Source organism: Nonlabens sp., assembly GCF_051251825.1.
Taxonomy (GTDB): domain Bacteria; phylum Bacteroidota; class Bacteroidia; order Flavobacteriales; family Flavobacteriaceae; genus Nonlabens.
Genome location: NZ_JBPOGG010000004.1, coordinates 249540 through 270299, shown reverse-complemented (window position 1 = coordinate 270299; position 20760 = coordinate 249540). Strand labels below are relative to the sequence as shown.

Below are 20760 nucleotides of genomic sequence, written 5' to 3'. Positions count from 1 at the left end.
GTTGTTACTATTCTTCCTCATCAGGATTTTCAAAGAAACTAAACACTGTTCCTCCATACCTACGTGAACTTTCTAACCACTCGTGGCTAGACATATCAGTATGTTTAGAATGTTCCATGATGAAGATACCACCAGGAACTAGAAACTCGCCATTCATGACAAGCGTTGCTATATTGTGAAATTCTTCTTCTTCTAAGCCATAAGGTGGATCAGCAAAAATAAGATCGTAGCTTCCTTTATGCTTCTCAAGAAAACTAAAAACGTCTGCTTTATTAGTGTCTATGGGAAGACTTAATGTAGTTGCTGTTTTTTTAATAAAATCAAGACATGGTTTGTGTTGATCTACAGCAAGAATACTTTTTGCTCCACGACTACCAAATTCATAACTCATATTTCCGCTACCGGCAAATAGCTCTAGTACTTTCATTCCTGGAATATGCGTGCGATGCCTTAGGATATTGAATAAGGCTTCTTTAGACATATCTGTCGTAGGTCTAACGGGTAAGTTTTTAGGCGCTTGTATGCGTCTTCCTTTATGTATTCCAGATATTATACGCATAAGATTTTTTCTGTGTAAGCTTTAGAATCCAGCACATAACTTACATTACGTACATAAGTATAGAGTAGATCATAAAGTGCCTCATCCTTAGATGCTGCGATGAGTTGTAAATCCATTAATTCTGGATCTAGGTTATTATGTTGAGCTGTGAAAAGTGTGTAGTATAAAATATCCTCTGCAGCTTGATGAGGATAGCAATTGTGTAATTTTAAAGTACCTTTTTCAAAAATGGTAATGTAGAAATGACTTTGTTTTATATCTAGTATAATATGGGACTTATCTATAGATGCTTTTTGAGAGTGTTGCAGCAAAGCAAGTGTAGAGTAGTGGTAGTAATTAAAATCTCCATACTTATCAAAAAAGTAATTATTGATATTACTGTAAGCAATATAAACTGTTTTATAATCTAATGCCTCAATAACATCATCTGTACTGATTACATCAGTTTCAAGAATGCGTGTATTGTACTTTAAATAATCGGAGTGGTGATTCTCATCATATATAGATGCTGGAACTCCTGTGAATATGGAATGATGATATACTACGTTTACTTCATCAAATGAATCAGTAAGTAAAGAGTTTTGCTCATAAACCATTTCTATCTCATGCAAAATTTCAATAGGATTAGACTCGTGTTTAAAAGACTTTACTATAGTATGATCGACACCACTTGAGGTATAGATAAAAAAAGAAAGTCCATCTTGATGAATCAAGACGGACATTTTTTTATTATTAACGGACATGTTACTTTTCGTTAAGGGCATATTGTCTAGGCCAGTTACCACTAGTGGTTACTTCACTTAAACTACCTACTACTATTACTTCTCCAGTAACACCTTCAACAGCTTTAGTTCTTAATTCTTGAGCAACTAATCGTTCCGGTTGATCAAATAGAATATCTTCCTTTTTTGCAATTGCTTCAAAAACACTGATAGGATTCTCGTCATCATAGAAAGTTCCTGTTTCAAGAGAGATCTTCCCAGGAGCGTCTATTTTTTCACCTTCGGCATTTTTGAAATCGTAATCTAATAAAGTAGCAATGTTCACTTTACTAAATAAAGAATCTTTTACAGATTTATAACCTAAAGTGTCTGTGATTACTATTTCTTTATAATATCCACCAGACTTAGGGTTAAGACCAAATCTTTTGTTCTTTACTTCATCTGCAACAGAGCTGTCTCTTCTTTGAACAAGGGCAAATTTAGCAGTATCAATAAATTTAGATAGCCTATTGATATCATTAGTATATTTTCCAGTAATTGTTTTATGAGCATTCTCTGCAGTACGCAAGTGAATCAATTGAGTAATCACTTTCTTGTATCGTTCTTCCTTAACTTTTTCAAATTTTACAGGAGCAGCAATAGAATTTACCAGTTTATAACTGAAAAAACCTATTAGAGCCAAAAGTCCCGCAATTACGATAATGTGGAATTTCTTAGGTAGCTTGTTGATTAAAAAAGCTAAACCTACTAATCCTATAATACCTAATACTATAGATGAAATGAGAGCTGTCATATTTCTTTTTAAATTATCTTAGTGTCAAAGCTAACAAATCTACAAAAATTTTTCGCTCATTCTAGCGTCACATTTCAAATTTGCGTTAAGTTTATCATCAGGTTTTCACCATTGATTCATGACGGCAGCAGCATATTACAAAATTATACGTACAGATTTTCCCTTTCAGCCTACGGTTGAGCAAGATAGAGCGCTAGAAAAACTCTCTGAGTTTATTATTGAAAAAGATAAAGACCGTTTGTTTTTATTAAAAGGATATGCAGGTACGGGAAAAACAACCTTAATAAGTGCCATAGTTAAGAATATATGGAAGGCAAAAATGACTTGTGTCCTTCTTGCACCTACAGGTCGAGCTGCAAAAGTGATCAGTAGCTATAGTAATAAAACTGCAAGTACAATTCACCGCGAGATTTATTATCCCAAAGCTCAGGGAAAAGGTGGAAACGTAGAGTTTACTCTTAAACAAAATAAACATCGTAACGCTCTATTTATAGTAGATGAATCCTCCATGATTCCAGACGTAGCGAGCGAGAATAAAATGTTTGGTGGGAATGGATCATTACTTGATGATTTAATTGAATTTGTGTATTCAGGAGTGAATTGTATTCTACTAATAGTAGGTGATACGGCACAATTACCACCTGTTAAGCTTGATGTTTCTCCAGCACTGGAGCAAGACTTACTAGAACAGCGTTATTTAAAAGAAGTTACTTGCATAGAACTGGATGAAGTAAAAAGGCAGGATAAAGATTCTGGAATATTATTGAATGCGACTCGCATAAGAAATCATATTGAGGAGCTGGATTATAATTTTAAATTTGATGTAGAACCATTCATTGATATCAATAGATTGATAGATGGTCATGAGATTATGGACGCTATTCAAACGGCTTATGATACTCAAGGTCATGAAGAAACTGCCATAATCGTACGTTCTAACAAACGAGCAAATTTGTATAATCAACAAATCAGGTCGCGTATCCTTTTTCGCGAAAGCGAACTCGCCTCAGGAGATTATCTTATGGTCGTGAAAAATAATTATCACTGGTTGAAACCTAATAGTGCAGCTGGTTTTATCGCAAATGGAGACATTGTAGAGATACTGGAAATCTATAATTTTAAAAATATTTATGGCTTTAAATTTGCTGAAGTTAAAGTGCGCATGGTAGATTATCCAGATGAAAAACCTTTTGAAACCGTACTCTTACTCGATACGCTCGAGTCTGAGTCGCCTTCACTTACTTATGATGAGTCTAATAAACTCTATCAAGAAGTGCGCATGGATTATCTCAAATTACCTAAATGGAAACAGTATAAGGAGATTAAAGAAAACCCATTCTTTAATGCGTTACAAGTCAAGTTTTCTTATGCCATTACCTGTCACAAATCGCAAGGTGGACAGTGGGAAAATGTGATTGTGGAGCAGCCATATTTGCCAGACGGACCATCTAAGGATTACTTGCGATGGTTATATACTGCTGTGACGCGTGCCAAAACAAATTTGTATCTTATAGGCTTCAACAAAGACTTTTTTATAGAATAATATGGACTGGATTACATCAAATTTTGAAATTTTCGTAAGCATTTGTTTAGGAATAGGACTTTCTGCAAGTGCTGGATTTAGAGTATTTGTCCCGTTACTTTTTTTAAGTATTGCTGCATACATGGATCTCGTACCACTTAATGAATCTTGGGCTTGGGCAGGAAGTTTAACATCAGTAATCATACTAGGAGTAGCCGCGTTTGTGGAACTTATCGCTTATTATATTCCTTATGTAGATAATATGCTGGATACCATAACCGTTCCACTGGCGGCAATCGCAGGAACAGCCGTTATGGTAAGTGTTGTGGGCGATCTCGATCCAGTATATACGTGGACACTCGCGATAATTGCCGGTGGAGGAACCGCTGCAAGTGTAGCCAGTACCGCTGGTGCAGCACGATTAACTAGTACAGCAACCACAGGTGGAATAGGTAACCCTATAATCAGTACTGCAGAGGCTGGTTTCAGTGGTATATTAAGTATTCTCTCGCTCGTAGCACCAGTTTTTGCTGCTATAATAGTAGTCTTGATATTTGTCGCAATTAGAAAACTCTACAAGAAATTATTTAAAAAGAAACCGCTTGCGCGAAAAGAGATAGAATAAAATCACTGCTCAATATTAATATTATGTCTTTAAAAACTATTGCCGTTATTCCAGCTCGATATGAAGCCAGTCGTTTCCCGGCAAAATTAATGCAAGACCTTTGTGGTAAGCCGGTCATAGTGAGAACTTATGAGGCTGCTGTAAATACGCAACTTTTTGAACAAGTCATCGTCGCTACAGATAGTGACATTATATATAATGAAATCATAGCGCACGGTGGTAATGCCGTCATGAGTGTAAAAGAACACGATTGTGGCAGTGACCGCATCGCAGAGGCCGTTGAAAACTTAGAAGCAGACATTATCATTAATGTACAAGGAGACGAGCCTTTCACTAATCAGGCCGACTTACAACAACTTCTAGCTGTTTTTGAAAAGGATGTTAATCAGGAGATAGCTCTAGCTTCATTAATGCATAAACTTGAGGAAGAAGAAGATATTCTGAATCCTAATAATGTAAAAGTAATTACAGATCTTTCTGGAAATGCGATTTACTTCTCACGCAGTCCATTGCCATGTAATAGAGATCGAGAAGTAGATGTTCCCGTTTATAAACATATAGGAATATATGCTTTTAGGAAAGCTGCTTTAATGGATTTTTATAATTCTAGTGCCACACCACTTGAGTTAAAAGAGAAAATAGAATGTTTAAGATATCTTGAACATGGCAAAAAAATAAGCATGATCGTCACAGATCAAGCAAGCATAGGTATAGACACACCAGCAGATCTAGAAGCTGCACGTGAGATGTGGAATAAATAAGGTTTTGGATAATTAAATACTAATCCCTACAGGAAGCATTTCTTTAAATTCGTTACGGTTTTTGCGAACAAAACCTGCAATTTTAGGATGAGTAGGAACCACTTTTATTTCCTTCACGTCTCTTATATCAATAAAAACAGCTCTTAAAAATTCGTTTTGAAAATCCTTATCATCTTCTAGAGATTCAGGAAGTATAAATTTAGTTAAGAAGATTTTACGTTCTTGTTGAGAGTATTCAATTTTTGCAAATTGTCCGTCCTTAGTACATTCATACTGGCGTAAAAATGCGTTGTCAGTAATTTCAATCGTTGTTGTTGATTCCATTTTCATTCTTTTTAACTCCTAAAAAATCATTAGGTTAATTCACTAATAAGATAAGTTTATTGCAACTTTGTGGTTGATTAGCGAAAGCGTAAAAATTGCTCTTTTAACACTGCAAAGGTAACTCTAAATTGTGTTTTACTTAACATTTGTTTTGTTAAAACATTGATACTAAATATATTCTTACAATGATTCCAGTTTATTTCATGCCGGGAATGGCAGCATCTGATTTGATTTTTGAGAATATTAAATTGGATGAAACGCAATTTGATGTTCATTTTTTACACTGGCTTATACCAGAAAAAAAAGAATCACTTGAAGACTATTCTAAAAGATTGATTGAACAAATCCAACATGAAAATCCAGTAATCATAGGAATTTCATTTGGTGGTATTATTGTGCAAGAGATTGCAAAAATTATACAAGTTCGCAAGATTATTATCATATCTAGCGTTAAAAATAATAAGGAATTCCCGCGACGCATGCGATGGAGTAAAGCTACAGGACTTCATAAAATAGTTCCTACTCGTCTTTTTGAAAATTTAGAATCGGTTATGAAATATAGTTATGGAATGGCTCCAAAGCGATTAGATCTTTATAAAAAATACTTAGACGTTAACGATAGGAGATACTTAGACTGGGCGATAGATACTATAATCAATTGGGATCAAAAGAAATCACTAGAAGGTATCGTTCATATCCATGGCAATAAGGACTTAATTTTCCCTTTGAAATATATAAAAGACGCTACGATAGTTAATGGTGGAACCCATATTATGATTATTAATAGATTCCGCTGGTTTAATGATAACTTACCTCAAATCATTTTGCAATAACTGTTTTACACTCAGTTAGATTCATTTATCTTTATAAAAAATATAGAACGCATGAAAAAGATATTATTGGGAGCAGGAATAGTAGTCGTTTTATTGCTAGGCGTGAGTGCTGTGCAACAAAATTCTGGACCAGCAGAACAAGAGCAAAAATCAACTCCAGAACTCAAAGATCCATCACGAGTAGGAGATTACAGTGTTTATGCACTTCAATTGCCTAAAACACTAGATTTTGCAGGAGAATCTGTGCCACTGCACAATCCAGATATTAAAGAACGAGCTGACCGTGAATTTCTAGTAAATACATACTGGCAATCAAACGGAATCATGCTCATTAAAAAGTCTAAAAAGTATTTTCCTATTATAGAACCTATCCTTGCAGAGGAAGGAATTCCAGACGATTTCAAATACCTAGCGGTTATAGAAAGTGGTCTTGATAATGTAAAGTCACCTGCTGGTGCGAGTGGTTTCTGGCAAATTATGAGCGCCACTGGAAAAGAACTCGATCTAGAGGTAAATAGTAACGTAGATGAACGTTATCATCTTGAAAAGGCAACTCGTGCCGCATGTAAATACTTGAAAGATAGTAAAGAGAGAATGGGAACATGGACACTTGCTGCGGCGGCTTATAATGCAGGAAATGCTGGTGTAAATAGAGAACTGGAGCGTCAACAGGCGACTAGTTATTATGACCTATTGTTAGGTCAGGAAACTGGTAGGTATGTTTTCAGAATTTTAGCTTTAAAAGAGATTTTAAGAAGTCCTGAAAGCTTTGGTTTTAATGTAGATCCAGCTCAATATTATTATCAAGTGCCTACAAAAAAGGTTAATGTGGACTATGAGATTGATGATTTAGCTGCTTTCGCGAAAGCGAACTCCATCAACTATAAAATTTTAAAAATTCACAATCCGTGGTTGAGAGAAAATAAACTCAACAATAAATCAGGGAAATTATACCAAATTGAGATTCCTGAAACGGGTTACTACGACTAGAAATGATCAATTGGATTACTGGCAACTGGTTTTTAAGCCTACTGATAGTTAACTATATAGTAGCGATTAGTGCCGCTTTTTTTCTTATAAAAAGTAATCAGAATCCACGTAAAACAGTTTCATCACTACTGTTTCTAGTTGCGTTACCATTTTTAGGTTTAGGGATTTATTACTTCTTTGGACTAGAATATCGCAAATCCAAAATCTTTAAACGTAAAGACCTTAATGCAAACGAGCTGATCCAAAATTGGAATAAACGCCTGCATATCTCTGAAGATGACTTAGATAAGTATGAAGAGACTTTTCTAGTCGATCGATTGAAAATGGTGAAGTTATTGAGGCACAATCAAACGGCACCATTAACATTGCGTAACAATCTTAAAGTTTTATTCAATGGTCGCAATAAGTTTGATGAATTGTTTAAAGACATTAAAAATGCTACTAATCACATTCATCTTGAGTATTTTATAATATGTGATGATCACATAGGGCTTGAGGTCATTAATTTGTTAATTGAAGCAGCTAATCGTGGTGTAGAGGTGAGGATTATCTATGACTCTGTAGGAAGTGACATTTCAAGGAAAACTAAACGTAAAATGACCGATGCTGGGATTGAATATCAATCGTTTATGCCTGTGTTGTTTTCTAAATTCACTCGTAAAGCAAATTATCGCAACCACCGCAAAATCTTTATCATCGATGGATCTATAGGTTATATAGGTGGAGTTAATATCAGTGATGATTATGTAAATGAACCTATCAATTATAATGATACTTACTGGCGCGACACGCATTTACGTATTGAAGGTCATGCCGTTAAAAGTTTACAAGCGCAGTGGTTACTAAATTGGTACTTTGTTAAAAACCAGAAGGATGATTATGAAGTTCCTAAAGCATATTTTCCTGAAATAGACATCGCAGAAAATAAAGCAGTTCAAATTGCTGCTAGCGGTCCAGATACGGACTGGGCAAATATCATGGAAGCTCTTTTTATAGCTATTAATACTGCAGAGGAATGTGTTTACATTACCACACCATATTTTATTCCTAATGAAGCTATTCTAACCAGTTTGAAAAGTGCAGCACGCAGTGGTGTTGAGATTCATATTATGGTTCCTAAAAAAGGTGATAGTTGGGCAGCACGTTATGCTTCTAGATCCTATTTTGAAGAATTACTAGAAAGTGGTATTCACGTTCACTGGTACTGCCGTGGAATGTTGCATGCAAAAACAATGGTAGTGGATCAATTATTTGCAACTATCGGTACTTCAAATATGGATTATCGTAGTTTTGACATTAATTTTGAAATAAACGCGCTCATTTATGATGATGATATTGCCATAGAGTTAAATGAGCAATTTCAAAAAGATTTGGAATATTGTGAAGAAGTATTACCTGATTTGTGGTTTAAACGCGACAAAATGAACAAATTTAAAGAGTCTTTTTGTAGATTGTGGGCTCCTTTATTATAATTATGAAACCTAAGAAAATGACCATAGAAACTATATTACTCCTTTTACTTTTAGGATTACTCGCCGGATTTTTAAGTGGTAGTGTAGGAGTCGGTGGTGGAGTGATTATGGTGCCGCTAGCTATTTGGTTTTTAGGATATAGTCAGCACCAGGCACAAGGAATGAGTCTTGCGGTGCTTGCAGTACCTGTAACATTCCTCGCTGCATATACTTATCATAAAAGCGGTCTAGAGACTAATCAAGGTTTGGACTGGAAGTACGTTCCTTTTATTGCCGTAGCGTTTGTAATAGGTGGTTACTTTGGTTCTAAGCTAGCATTAAGTATTAACCAGCAATTATTGAAAAAGATATTTGGAGTCATTCTTATTATCGTCGCTATAAAAATGATCTTCTTTTCTAGTGCAAAAGCTTAAGTTATTGTGAAAATCATAACAGATAGTTTTATTTAAAAACCTTTATTTTACATAATCATAAATCATTAAAATTAAAATCATGAAATATACATTACTACTTTTTATGTCATTATTTGTAGCTACAAGTGTTAATGCTCAAATAGACGCACCACAACCTAGCCCTAGTGCTATGGCAAAACAAACAGTTGGACTTACCGAAGTTACTTTAGAGTATTCACGCCCAGCGATGAGAGATAGAGATATCTTTGGAGACTTAGTTCCATTTGATAAGATGTGGCGAACTGGAGCAAACGGTAATTCTACCATTACATTTTCTGACGATGTTATGGTCGCTGGTAAAGAATTAAAAAAAGGAACTTATGCGGTTTTTACTAAACCTGGAAAGAGTCAGTGGGACGTTTATTTCTATACAGACTACTCAAACTGGGGAACTCCTAGAGAATGGGATGACGCAAAAGTTGCTGCAATGGTAACTGTACCAGTAAATAAATTAAAAAATGCTCAGGAAAGCTTTACAATGGCAATCAACGAAATTACCATGGACAGTGCACATTTACAAATGATGTGGGATAAAACAATGGTAGCAGTTCCATTTACAGTTCCTACTAAAATGAAGACTCAAGCAAGTATCGATAAAGTGATGGCTGGTCCTGCAGCAAACGATTATTATCAAGCAGCTTCATTTTACATGGATGCCGATGGTGACATGAAAAAAGCACACGACTGGATTACTAAAGCAACTGAAATGCGTCCAGAGGCATTCTGGATGTTCCGTAAAAAGTCTCTTATTGAGGCAAAAATGGGGAACACTAAAGCAGCTATCGCAACAGCAAAGCAATCACTTGCACTTGCTGAAAAAGCTGGTAACGCAGACTACGTTAAAATGAACATGGACAGCCTTAAAGAATGGGGCGTTAAGATGTAATCATTTATATGAATAACGCTTTCGCGAAAGCGTAACTTTAAAAACCACTTAGGAAACTAAGTGGTTTTTTTATGCCTTTCACGCAACCTTCTTACTTTTTTAATACTATTAGAAAAGAACTCATAGTTATGAAGAATTACGTTTTATATTTCGCAGCCTCATTATTTATGCTAACATCTTGTTCTCCAGATGAGATAGAGGACACATCTACTCCAGTGCCTAGTGCTACTTTATCCAAATATGTCAAGTATAATATTGACCTTACAGTAAATCCACCTGTGGCATTAGACTCTACAGTGTATACTATTGTAAATGATCGTTATCAAGAAATAAAAATTCACAATAATTCTGGTTCCACTAAAAGCGCTATTTTCAATTACGTTAATAATAAATTAGATCATATCGATTATTATAACGATGGTGTTCTAGCAGTTAATGATAGAGAAAGGTTCACTTACGGTTTAAATGGATTAGTTTCTGAAAGGATATCTCACAATAGTGTTTTCAATATTTATACTAAAAGTACTTATCAAAAAATAGCTGACACTACCTATGTTGACGTTTTTGAAAGTAATGATGGAATTAACTTTATACAATTGCCTATTTCTAGTAAAGCAGTTACAGATTCTCAAGATAAAGTAACTTATCTAGAACGTAATGATATAAATGGTAATGATCCTTCTTCTTATATTACCTACACTTATGATGCGATGGATAACTTAATTGTTGAAAGTAAGGATAGAGATTATGATGGAAATGGCAATTTGATAAACGATATTACTTTTACAATGACTTATTCAAACATTGATAATCCTATAGCAAGCTTGAGAAATAATACCTATTCCAAATACTTTAATAATATTAATTATTATACTAGAAGCGGCAGTGTGAATTTAACCATAGGACCTGCCATGATATCACCACAACAATTAAATACGTACAGCTATAGTTTATTTGCTGATTTTCCAACTACCATTACTAATCAAACTAATACAGACGGTAACATAGATACAGTTACCTACGTAACAGTAGATCCTGGCGGTGTACCTTACACTTCATTCTCTCAAAAATTCTTTTATCAATAATTAATGAGCTTAGAAAATCTCATAAAAGCTTGTAAAAAGCAGGATAGAAAGGCGCAGGCGCAACTATATCATCATTTTAAGGATACGATGATGGTGCAGTCGCTCAAGTATAGCCGTAATAGAGAACAAGCGCAGGATAATTTACATGATGCTTTCATAGCTATTTTTCAAAACATAGATCGATATAAAGGAAAAGGATCATTTGAAGGCTGGATGAAACGCATAGTAATTAATAAAGCCATCACGCTTTATAAGAAAGAATCATTTATGAATGTTCTCGTAAATGAAGAGATCACTGAGGACGTTACCGTTGATACTGAGGTGCTTGATGAAATAAAATTGCCAGAACTTTTAAAACTCATTCAAGAATTACCAGATCGTTATCGATTAGTATTTAGTTTATATGAGCTAGATGACTATTCTCATCAAGAAATTGCAACGATCATGAACATCTCCATAGGAACATCTAAGTCAAATTTACACAGAGCAAAAGTACTGCTTAAACAAAGTATTAATGATGTGCGACAAGCACGTTTATCAAATTCAAGGATCAATGGGAACTCATAAAAACATAGGAAAAGCAGTAAAGGAAAAGCTCTCAGCTTATACCGATTCTCCAGATGATGCATTATGGGCAAGCATAGAACAATCACTAGGCCCAGAGAAAAAGAAACGTAGAGTTCTCATATGGTGGTGGCTCGCTGGTGGGATTCTGTTAGGGATTATGGGTAGTGTCGGTTATATATCTTTTATAGAAATTAATGAGGAAAATCATTTTATTCCCATAAATGAGATTGTGAATGATCAAAACGACATCACAAATCCATTAAATAATAAAAAATCGTCCACACCTGTTCATGTTGATGAGAATACAGAGTCGTCAGTCATTTCAAATTCTAATTTAGTGGATCATGAAAAGGTCATGAATCCAAATGATGTTGAGAAAGTAAGTAAGAAGACCAGAGCTCAATATCTGACTTCTAATAATAAAACAATTAGCAATGTTTTTAACTCTAAAGAATCCATTGAAAAAGAGTCAATAGATACATTGAAAGCCGGTAATGAGTTAAATGATACTGTAGTGAAGCAAATTGAATCTAGAGAAGTTGCTTTCATAAATAAAACTACAGAATCGTCAACTTCAATATCTGAAAAAACGATACTGAAAAATAGAAGAGATAGTATTAAATCTGTAAACGAAAAGAAACGAGAATTACGTATTGAGGAAAGAAAATTACTAGCTGACCTTAAAAAAGATCTTCCTCAAGACTCTACTGAACTTAAGGACACTAAACAAAAGAAATCAGAATCATCTTGGAGCGTAACTGCAATGGGAATAGTTACGCACTATCAAAATGTGAATAATGGTAATTCCCTTGATAAAGACTTTGATGATTTATTAATTGAAGATCGTGTTAGTCTTAATTACGGTGGATCATTAAACTTCATCACAAATGATTATCTACAATTAAGAATAGGAATTAATCATATGAGATTTAATCAAACTACTAAATCTGTACCAGCAGATTTTAATATAATTAATAACCTTCAATATGTTTCTTACGAAGTAGAAGAAACCGATATAGCAGCCTTTTTAGGGTCTGATAGTGCGAGTACCATTGAAATAGACCACGATTTGAATTATGTTGAAATCCCTTTAGAAGTGCGCCTGCGATTGAATGATGGAGATCTAGAGGTAAGCACCATTTTTGGTATGAGCTATATGATACTTATTGATCAGTATTTTACAGCCCGTAATTCAAATAGCCAACTTAGATTCGGCCGTGCGACCTTTATCAATGATGCAAACTTCAACGTAAACGCAGGTTTTGGACTTAGATACAATCTTTATAAGCGATTTTATCTAAACACCGATTTCATGTTCAAGTATCAAATCAAGACTTATTCACAAACTCGAGATATAGATCCAGCTTACTTTAATATACAAATGGGTATTGAGTATAAATTATAGCTTTTAGCTTACGCTTTCGCAAAAGCGTAACTTTAAAAACCACTTAGTTTCCTAAGTGGTTTTTTTATATTTAAAATATCGAGAACGTCATCAATTGTATTGCTCCAAAAACAAATCTCAAGGTTAGAATAACTGCAATGACTATACCTATCACTTTAAGATTTTTATCTTTAATGCTTAATGCTACAAGCAAAGGAAGTGCGGCAGATAATAAGTTCACGATTCCTAAAAAGACATAGTGATAATCTGAAGAGAAACTATTTCTAAAAATGAAACTAATAAGTCCATTCAGTAATAATGTTGAGAGCCAAATGATTAATGCTGTAATCAACAACTTATCACTTTTAGACTTTTCACCTACTTCAGGTTGAACGTACTGTGGTTGTTGATAAGCGATATTTTGTGATGGAGTAGGTGCTGGTTCAAACAAAGAATCCAATTCTGGAATATTTGATGCAGTACCTGTAAATGTGGTTGCTTCAGTTCTTATTTTAAAGTCAGGACGTAATTTTTTTGTCTTGAGTTCATTTAAAGTAAATGGCCCAAATTCACCGATGCCGTCTGAGAAGTAATATTGTATCATGATTTTATATATAACGTAATTTCTGAATAACAAAATAAAGGAAAAGCAATCCAATAAAACGCTTGAACCGTTTTAATAATTCCTACCTGATGGATAACTATCTTATTTACATATGGTTTTAAAAATTCAAATTCTTCTCGTCTAATTTTGAGATTCTTATTTATAAAGCTTTGAATCAATGGTTTCATCAGGAACTTATTCCAAACGAATAAAAAAAGAAAAGCAATTAATAATTTACCAATTAGGACAATCATTCACTTTCAATAGTTTTTAAATTGTCCGTATTCTTCCCGCCACTAAACTCAATCATCCATGCCAGTCCTACAGTAATAAGCGCTCCTAACGGATTTAACCATAAGAATGGTAACAATTTCACGTCTGGTACAAACTCGTCCACACAGTAGAAAGCAATTACAATAGCCTCAGAAATTATAGCAGCTATGAAAATAGAACGACCACGTACTTTTTTCAAATAGAAAGCCACTAAGAAAATCCCCAAAATAGTTCCATAAAATAATGATCCTATAATATTCACTAACTGGATCAAATTATCAAATAACGAAACCACACTCGCAAAGCAAATCGCAATAATTCCCCACATGAGTGTGAACCATTTACTCATGCGCACATAATGATCATCATCTTTAGAATCGTTGTGATTAAATCTTTTATAGATATCTACAGCAGTAGTAGAACTCAATGCATTTAACTCTGATGCCGTGGAACTCATCGCGGCACTTAAAATCACAGCAAGTAAAAGTCCTATCAAACCTTTGGGTAAATGATGCAGTATGAAATGAATAAATACAAAATCTTTATCGTTAGTCTCTATGCCATCGTCTGCTTTGGCAATTAATTGTCTTGCAGCTTCTCTGTTTTCCTCTTCAGACTGGCGGAAGTAATTCAATCGCGTCTCCAATTTATCTTCAGGAGCGATATACTCATTATTCAGCTTCTTGGCATAATTCTCTTGTATAGCCTGCTTTTCATGCATGATCGAGTAGTGGCGTTCTTGTAGCGCTTCATATTCTCCAGCATACTCACTTTCCATCACTGCTTTCTCAGCAGCTGGATTAAAGTTTAGTGGCGTATCGTTAAACTGATAGAATACAAAAACCATTACACCTACCATGAGTATGAAAAACTGCATCGGTACTTTTAGTAATCCATTGAATAATAAACCTATACGCATTTGTTTAATAGACTTACCAGAAAGATATCGTTGCACTTGTGACTGATCGGTCCCAAAATAACTCAGCATCAAAAAACTAGCTCCAAAAATCGCACTCCACACATTATAACGATCATTCAGCGAGAAATCAAAATCAAGAATCTTCATCTTATCGGCACTTCCTGCCATAGTCAAGGCATTATCAAAAGTGACGTTATCAGGCAATTGAGTAACAATTAATACAAAAGCGGTAATCATACCAGCCATGATCACAATCATTTGTTGTTTTTGAGTGACGTTAACCGCTTTAGTTCCACCAGAAACCGTGTAGATAATTACCAGAATACCTATAATAATATTCAAGTATTTTAATTCCCAATCCAGTACCGCACTTAATATAATCGCTGGTGCATAAATGGTAATTCCCGCTGCAAGTCCACGCTGTATTAAGAATAGGATAGAAGCTAGAGATCTAGTTTCTACATTAAATCTCTTTTCAAGAAACTCATAAGCAGTGTAAACCTTAAGCTTGTGATAAATAGGAATAAATGTCACACAAATAATTACAATCGCAATGGGCAACCCAAAATAGAATTGCACAAATTCTAGTCCATCTGTATAGGCTTGTCCAGGTGTACTTAAAAAAGTAATCGCACTGGCCTGTGTTGCCATAACAGATAAACCTACAGTCCACCATCGAGCGTCTCCACCTTTTATATACTCCTCACTAGTTTGTTTTCCACGAGTTTTATAAACTCCGTAGAGCACTATAAAAGCTAGTGTGGAGACCAGTATGGTCCAATCAATTATTTCCATAAACGGCTGTAATTAAATAAAATATAGCCGCAAAAACGAGATTTGCAACAATGACCAGAACGTAAACACGATTCCACTTTTTAGAACTTTTCACGACGCTTTTTTTTAACAGATTTCTCTTCAACACCTATGCTTATCATATTTGCTAGCAATTTGTATGCACCGCTCACACCAGCTGGTAATTCTCTAAATAGACTCAACCCAGTATAAATAACATGACCTTTTCCATGACGCGCCACGATTAAACTTCCGTTAGTCATTTCCTCGCCTACATCATTCATTCCCAGAATAGGAGTGAAGGCGTTATCCCATTTTTCTGGAAAATACAATCCACGTTCCTGAACCCAATTTTCAAAATCTGTTTGGGTAATTTTGTTTGGATAATTTAGGACAGGATGTTCAGGTACGAGAAATGTTACAGCAGCGTTTTCGTCGGTAACACGCTTTCGCGAAAGCGTTATAGACAGCGGCCCAAGTGCATCTTTATCAATTCTTCTACTCGTATTATATTGCATCATTAACGTTCCTCCATTTTTAACGTAAGTATCTAGACGTTCTTGAAGCGCAGCCATTTCTACAGGAGCCACATTATAAGCACGTATTCCCACCACAACGGCATCATATTTAGATAAATCGGTAGGTACTTCACTAGGTTCAAAACGAAATACTTTACTTCCTATGGCTTCAATAGCGGTTCCTACGTCATCTCCAGCTCCATTGATATAAGCGACAGTTGTAGCTGTGTTTTTAAGATCTGGCTTTACGATTTGTGCTTCGTTATTACGCACCAACTGCTGGTCTGGGATGTGATCGTAATCTATAGAAATAACCTCTTGAGTATAACTCGCATCACCTATTTTAACTAATCCGCTGACTAGTCCACGTGATGCTTTTTTAGGCGGTTTTACTTCAAATTCATAAGTGCGCACGGTGCCCGATTGCATATCATCAAACTTTATTTTAGACGGCTTTATTTTCCAGTCATTAGGTCCACATAATTCTATAGTTCCGGCTTTTAAATCAGCATTTGCGGTCATGCTTACTTGAACCATTTGAGAGTCATTATTAAAAATGTAAACAGGATTTTGTACACTTACTGATACTACTGGCACAATATTCAATGGTTCATGAATTTCTCCACGTACAGGATCATTTGACTTAAAATGAATTTTTAAGTCTCTATACATTTTGATTCCGTTGATGTTGAGTTGGGCTTGTAATCCTATCGGAACTTCGGCTTCGGGTTTTCCTCGTTCATTTTCTGACTTTACCTCATACATTCCTAGTGTTCCTTTTTCCTGTAAATAATATGGAGAAGTAGGTTGAAAATATTGTGGGATAGTAAGTGAGCCTTCAACATTGACACTAGAGTTAGGAGTAGCATCTATAGTTGTGTTATCTATACTAATCATAGTATAGCCAGTTAATGAGACAGAAATACTATTTCTAGAACGATTGGTTACTTCTATATTTAATGGCATAGTCTCACCATCAGTCACGTGCTGATTTCTCGTAGTCGCTTCTAGATAAACTCCAGTAATTTGAAGCATGATGTCTTCTAACTCTTGCAGCTTGATTTTTTTCCAGTGTTCTTCTTTTAGTTTAGAAATGGATTGATGTAAAGATGCTAATGCTGGTAAACTAGCTTCGGGATTTTTAAAGTCATAGCTAGAAAGTATTTTATTAAGTTGTGTTTGAATGGTGGTTCCTCCAGCAACTCGTGACCATGTGGTGTTTATTCCAGAGAATAAATCAGATTTATCCATAGGGAAAGAACCATCTAAGAATTCTAAATATTCAGTCTGCGTACCACGAGATCCACTACTACCGAATCCTTGTGATTTATGTTCACTACGACTAAGCGCTGCAATTTCACTATTTGATAATCCAGACCACGGATAGTAAGTTCCGGCATCGATCTCGAGTAAGTTGGTTTTATCTGCCTTTTCAAATGCTTCTTGGCTGCCATAAAACCACCAGCTGGTATTAAAAAATATACGTTCTGGTTTCCAAGTGTCCAGTTTGTCTAACTGACTTGCATAAATAGTGTTACTTCCTGAGTTTTCAAAAGCGGCCATACTCAACATGGCACTTGTAGTGTGATGTCCATGAGTCGTTCCAGGAGTGCGATGATTAAATCTGTTGATGATTACGTCTGGTTTAAATTGTCTGATTATTAAAACCATGTCTTCAAGAACTTCCTGCTTATTCCATATTTCTAAAGTTTCATCAGGATGTTTTGAATAACCAAAATCATTTGCACGAGTGAAAAATTGCTCGCCGCCATCACGATTTCGTGCCTCAAGTAATTCTTGAGTACGTATCATTCCTAGTTGTTCACGCAATTCTGGACCTATAAGATTTTGACCACCATCACCACGTGTTAAAGAAAGATATCCTGTGCGTGCCATTTTATCGTTGGATAACCAGGAAATTAATCGTGTGTTTTCATCATCAGGATGTGCTGCGATGTATAGAGCTGTTCCTAGAAATCCTAACTTTTCAAGATTGTGATAAATCTCTGCACTGTTTGGCTGTTTAGGGTATAATCGGTTTTCTTGAGCCGTTGCTTTTAAAATTAAAAATAAAGCAAGTATGGATGTAAAAATCTGTTTCTTCATATTGTGTGTGAAGATATAATTTTCAAATCTTAATTTTCTGTAAAGATTTATATCGTTTGTAGGGTTGAACTAATATTCTTAGTTCATCATTGGATTACTTCCTGATAAGCGATATAGTCAGAGTAAGTTCCTCTTCCTTGTATATAAGTAGAAAGCTTTTTGATTTGAAATTCTTTATTTCTGCAACTTCCCAACTATCCAATAATTTATCCAAGACTTCTATGTTGTTATCCTTAGTGAATCGGTAGCTGACTGTTTCAGATTGTAACACATCGCATTCATCACCGGAATACAAGTTAGAAGTTATCTCATCCTCTGTAAATACAAATAAAGACTGTTCTAGGCATGGTATTTTTTTATCTTCATCATCCATACGATCAGCCGTTGGTCCAGAGAAAGTTACGTTATCTAGTTTCCAATCACCTTTTAGATCTGCCAGAGATTGGGCAGTGGTGATGTGAGCCATAAATAGTAATGCAAATGAGAATATGTATATCAGTTTTTTCATTGTAAAAGTGAAGATATAAATTTTATATGAATGTTGATTAAAGATTACATTTTCGCGAAAGCGTAATCACATATCTTAAAAGTTAATAAGTGCCATTTTAATGATCAACTAATCGGAATATTGCGATGTCTCGCACTGAGCAATAAGAATAATCCATAACAACTCAACCCAGCAGCAACGATTCCCATAATAATGGCTCCGTATTCTGCGCTCATGAACTGGAAGGCATCATCTGCTCCTTTAGGCAAATTTTTGAGTCCGTAATAAATGGATCGAAACATCACATAAGAAAAAACTCCAAACACAATTCCACGGCTAAATCTCCCTATACGACCTAAAAGCATCAAATATTTATATTGACGATCTGTTAAATCATCTTTATGTGTCATTTTATCCATCATTACTGAAAAGGAAATCCACCATTCATTAATGGCGCTAACCGCAAGACCTGTGGCAATTATACCTACAATGATTTTTCCCCATATAGATTGTAACAGCATTAGCTTCCATTGAGAATCGCCGTTGTCACTGGATATTCCCAATAAGAATTTTAAACAACTATAAAATAGCAGGCAATATCCTAAGCCATTGATCAAATATGCTAATCGACGGAATGTAGGTTTACCATCGCTTCCATCATAATCTCCATTATTAAAAGTCAAATAGAATCTAGAATATATATAGCCGGCGAGTCCTATAGTCATGAGTAGTAATAGAAACCACCCAAAACTTAAGTGTGAAATCCACTCGAGTACATCATTTCCACCTTTTAATGTATATGTGAGTTGGAATGCTGTAATTAAAGCCATGAAGCCCATTAAAAAAAAGACAGCACCTTTTGTGGCGATACCTATTCTAGCAAATCTTCTGTAATTTTTCAATGAGTTGTTTTTACTCATTCAAAGATAATTCCTGTAAGAGAACTCGTAAAGGAAGTAGTTGAATTATAACAAAACTTTAGTTCTCTATCAACTGTGTGATTTTATTCCACATCTCATCATGAAATAATACAGGAACAGGCTCTTGAGCAGACGTGTCGCCCATGCGTATCACAACCATATTCAAGCTAGGAACTACATCTATAAATTGACCGTTTTTGCCGAGTGCACTTATCATATCATCTGGTCCAGATGGCGTTACAGATGAGGCAACAGGACTTGTAAAACCAGGAAAAACAACAGAGTTCTTTCCATTCAACCACCATAGGTAACCATAAGATTCATTAATATTTTGCGAAGTAGTGGTCATTTCATTAAAGTAAGTGGCATTACCGAGAACTGCATTTCCATCCCAATTTCCTTTATTTAAAGTAAGTAATCCAAATCGTGCAGCGTCTCGAGCAGTGCTAATGTACAGGTTGTCAAAAAGCGCAGTGTCTGTCCACTGACCATTCATGCCTATCTTATTTTCTATAGCAATATCTGTATAAACATTTTTATCCATTCCGGTGGAAATTTCTATGATACTGTGAAGAATTTGATAGGTGCCATTATGGTAGTACCATTGATTACCAGCATCAGTTAAGTAATTGAAACATTCTGCAGAGAAACAATTCTCGTTAGTCACATTATAATCTATTCCGGTAGTTTGAGTGAGATGGTTTTTTATGGTGATAAGATCTTCTTTATCTTGTGGCATATTGGTCCAGCCATTTCCTAGATAGTCAGAGGTTTTACTATTAATGTCTATAAAACCATCTTCTTGAGCTATTCCTATCACAGTTGCCGCCAGCGATTTTCCAGCGCTTGCCCAGTACCAGTTGCTATTCATATCAAAGGGTTGTCCAGCAAGATCGTCGTTCCAATATTCTTCTATCACTATTTTACCATCTACTAGAACTATAAAAGCGCGAGTTTCATTTTGCTCTAGAAAGTTTTTAAGATCAGTTACACGCAACTCGTCCCATTCTAAAGAAGTTGGATTTGTGGTTTCCCATGTGTTTCCTGTGATGGGTGGAAAATACATTTCAACTGCAGCTGTAGTATCATCATCGGTTGAAGAACAAGCTGTTAGAATAGTGAGCGAAAAAACAAGGAGTAAAACTGACTTTATCATATCAAATAAT

At 35.2% G+C, this 20760-nt stretch carries 21 protein-coding genes; 11 read left to right on the top strand and 10 right to left on the bottom strand.

Annotated elements, in window-relative coordinates:
- Positions 1-7 precede the first annotated feature (7 nt).
- Genes rsmD through ACSHWW_RS07550 form a run of 3 tightly spaced genes read right to left on the bottom strand, consistent with a single transcriptional unit; the run spans position 8 to position 2074 of the window.
- Positions 8-559, bottom strand: a complete 552-nt coding sequence (gene rsmD, locus ACSHWW_RS07560) for a 16S rRNA (guanine(966)-N(2))-methyltransferase RsmD (RefSeq protein ID WP_435681824.1) — start codon at positions 557-559, stop codon at positions 8-10.
- Positions 550-1281: a DUF3822 family protein gene (locus ACSHWW_RS07555; RefSeq protein ID WP_435681823.1), complete on the bottom strand. Its 732-nt coding sequence runs from the start codon at positions 1279-1281 to the stop codon at positions 550-552. Before ACSHWW_RS07555 ends, rsmD begins: the two co-directional genes overlap by 10 nt.
- A gap of 22 nt (positions 1282-1303) precedes the next feature.
- A complete protein-coding gene (locus ACSHWW_RS07550) occupies positions 1304-2074 on the bottom strand; it encodes a hypothetical protein (protein ID WP_435681822.1) in 771 nt (256 codons plus the stop codon).
- Between the two features lie 118 nt (positions 2075-2192).
- Between ACSHWW_RS07550 and ACSHWW_RS07545 the strand changes: the two genes are divergently transcribed.
- The 3 genes from ACSHWW_RS07545 to kdsB are packed head-to-tail and all read left to right on the top strand — an operon-like array spanning position 2193 to position 4982.
- Complete coding sequence (locus ACSHWW_RS07545; RefSeq protein WP_435681821.1) at positions 2193-3617, top strand: ATP-dependent DNA helicase; 1425 nt, start codon at positions 2193-2195, stop codon at positions 3615-3617.
- A gap of 1 nt (position 3618) precedes the next feature.
- Positions 3619-4221, top strand: a complete 603-nt coding sequence (locus ACSHWW_RS07540) for a DUF4126 domain-containing protein (RefSeq protein ID WP_435681820.1) — start codon at positions 3619-3621, stop codon at positions 4219-4221.
- A 23-nt stretch (positions 4222-4244) separates the two neighbouring features.
- Positions 4245-4982: a 3-deoxy-manno-octulosonate cytidylyltransferase gene (gene kdsB / locus ACSHWW_RS07535; RefSeq protein ID WP_435681819.1), complete on the top strand. Its 738-nt coding sequence runs from the start codon at positions 4245-4247 to the stop codon at positions 4980-4982.
- Positions 4983-4994: 12 nt separating this feature from the next.
- Here the strand turns inward: kdsB and ACSHWW_RS07530 are convergent, their stop codons facing one another.
- Positions 4995-5306: an N-acetyltransferase gene (locus tag ACSHWW_RS07530; RefSeq protein WP_435681818.1), complete on the bottom strand. Its 312-nt coding sequence runs from the start codon at positions 5304-5306 to the stop codon at positions 4995-4997.
- Positions 5307-5491: 185 nt separating this feature from the next.
- Between ACSHWW_RS07530 and ACSHWW_RS07525 the strand changes: the two genes are divergently transcribed.
- From ACSHWW_RS07525 to ACSHWW_RS07490, 8 genes are all read left to right on the top strand, one after another.
- A complete protein-coding gene (locus ACSHWW_RS07525) occupies positions 5492-6139 on the top strand; it encodes an alpha/beta hydrolase (protein WP_435681817.1) in 648 nt (215 codons plus the stop codon).
- A gap of 51 nt (positions 6140-6190) precedes the next feature.
- Positions 6191-7129, top strand: coding sequence for a lytic transglycosylase domain-containing protein (locus ACSHWW_RS07520; protein WP_435681816.1), 939 nt, complete (start codon positions 6191-6193; stop codon positions 7127-7129).
- Positions 7130-7131: 2 nt separating this feature from the next.
- Positions 7132-8601, top strand: a complete 1470-nt coding sequence (cls, locus tag ACSHWW_RS07515; RefSeq protein ID WP_435681815.1) for a cardiolipin synthase — start codon at positions 7132-7134, stop codon at positions 8599-8601.
- 17 nt (positions 8602-8618) lie between these two features.
- Positions 8619-9014, top strand: a complete 396-nt coding sequence (locus ACSHWW_RS07510) for a TSUP family transporter (protein WP_435681839.1) — start codon at positions 8619-8621, stop codon at positions 9012-9014.
- A 79-nt stretch (positions 9015-9093) separates the two neighbouring features.
- The gene (locus tag ACSHWW_RS07505; RefSeq protein WP_435681814.1) at positions 9094-9939 is read left to right on the top strand and encodes a DUF2911 domain-containing protein; all 846 of its coding nucleotides are present in this window, start codon (positions 9094-9096) and stop codon (positions 9937-9939) included.
- A gap of 128 nt (positions 9940-10067) precedes the next feature.
- Entirely contained in the window at positions 10068-11024 is a 957-nt protein-coding gene (locus ACSHWW_RS07500; protein ID WP_435681813.1) for a hypothetical protein, read from the top strand.
- 3 nt (positions 11025-11027) lie between these two features.
- Entirely contained in the window at positions 11028-11591 is a 564-nt protein-coding gene (locus ACSHWW_RS07495) for an RNA polymerase sigma factor (protein ID WP_435681812.1), read from the top strand.
- Positions 11542-12996, top strand: a complete 1455-nt coding sequence (locus tag ACSHWW_RS07490) for a hypothetical protein (protein ID WP_435681811.1) — start codon at positions 11542-11544, stop codon at positions 12994-12996. The genes ACSHWW_RS07495 and ACSHWW_RS07490 overlap by 50 nt, the downstream gene beginning before the upstream one ends.
- Positions 12997-13066: 70 nt before the next feature.
- Here the strand turns inward: ACSHWW_RS07490 and ACSHWW_RS07485 are convergent, their stop codons facing one another.
- From ACSHWW_RS07485 to ACSHWW_RS07460, 6 genes are all read right to left on the bottom strand, one after another.
- Positions 13067-13579: a hypothetical protein gene (locus ACSHWW_RS07485; RefSeq protein WP_435681810.1), complete on the bottom strand. Its 513-nt coding sequence runs from the start codon at positions 13577-13579 to the stop codon at positions 13067-13069.
- Between the two features lie 250 nt (positions 13580-13829).
- Positions 13830-15566, bottom strand: coding sequence for a sodium:solute symporter (locus tag ACSHWW_RS07480; protein WP_435681809.1), 1737 nt, complete (start codon positions 15564-15566; stop codon positions 13830-13832).
- A gap of 80 nt (positions 15567-15646) precedes the next feature.
- The gene (locus ACSHWW_RS07475) at positions 15647-18187 is read right to left on the bottom strand and encodes a PIG-L family deacetylase (protein ID WP_435681808.1); all 2541 of its coding nucleotides are present in this window, start codon (positions 18185-18187) and stop codon (positions 15647-15649) included.
- A gap of 94 nt (positions 18188-18281) precedes the next feature.
- Positions 18282-18695, bottom strand: coding sequence for a hypothetical protein (locus ACSHWW_RS07470; RefSeq protein ID WP_435681807.1), 414 nt, complete (start codon positions 18693-18695; stop codon positions 18282-18284).
- 104 nt (positions 18696-18799) lie between these two features.
- Entirely contained in the window at positions 18800-19576 is a 777-nt protein-coding gene (locus tag ACSHWW_RS07465; RefSeq protein ID WP_435681806.1) for a DUF1206 domain-containing protein, read from the bottom strand.
- Positions 19577-19652: 76 nt separating this feature from the next.
- Positions 19653-20750 (bottom strand): serine hydrolase domain-containing protein, encoded by a 1098-nt coding sequence (locus tag ACSHWW_RS07460; protein ID WP_435681805.1) that lies wholly within the window; start codon positions 20748-20750, stop codon positions 19653-19655.
- Positions 20751-20760: the final 10 nt, after the last annotated feature.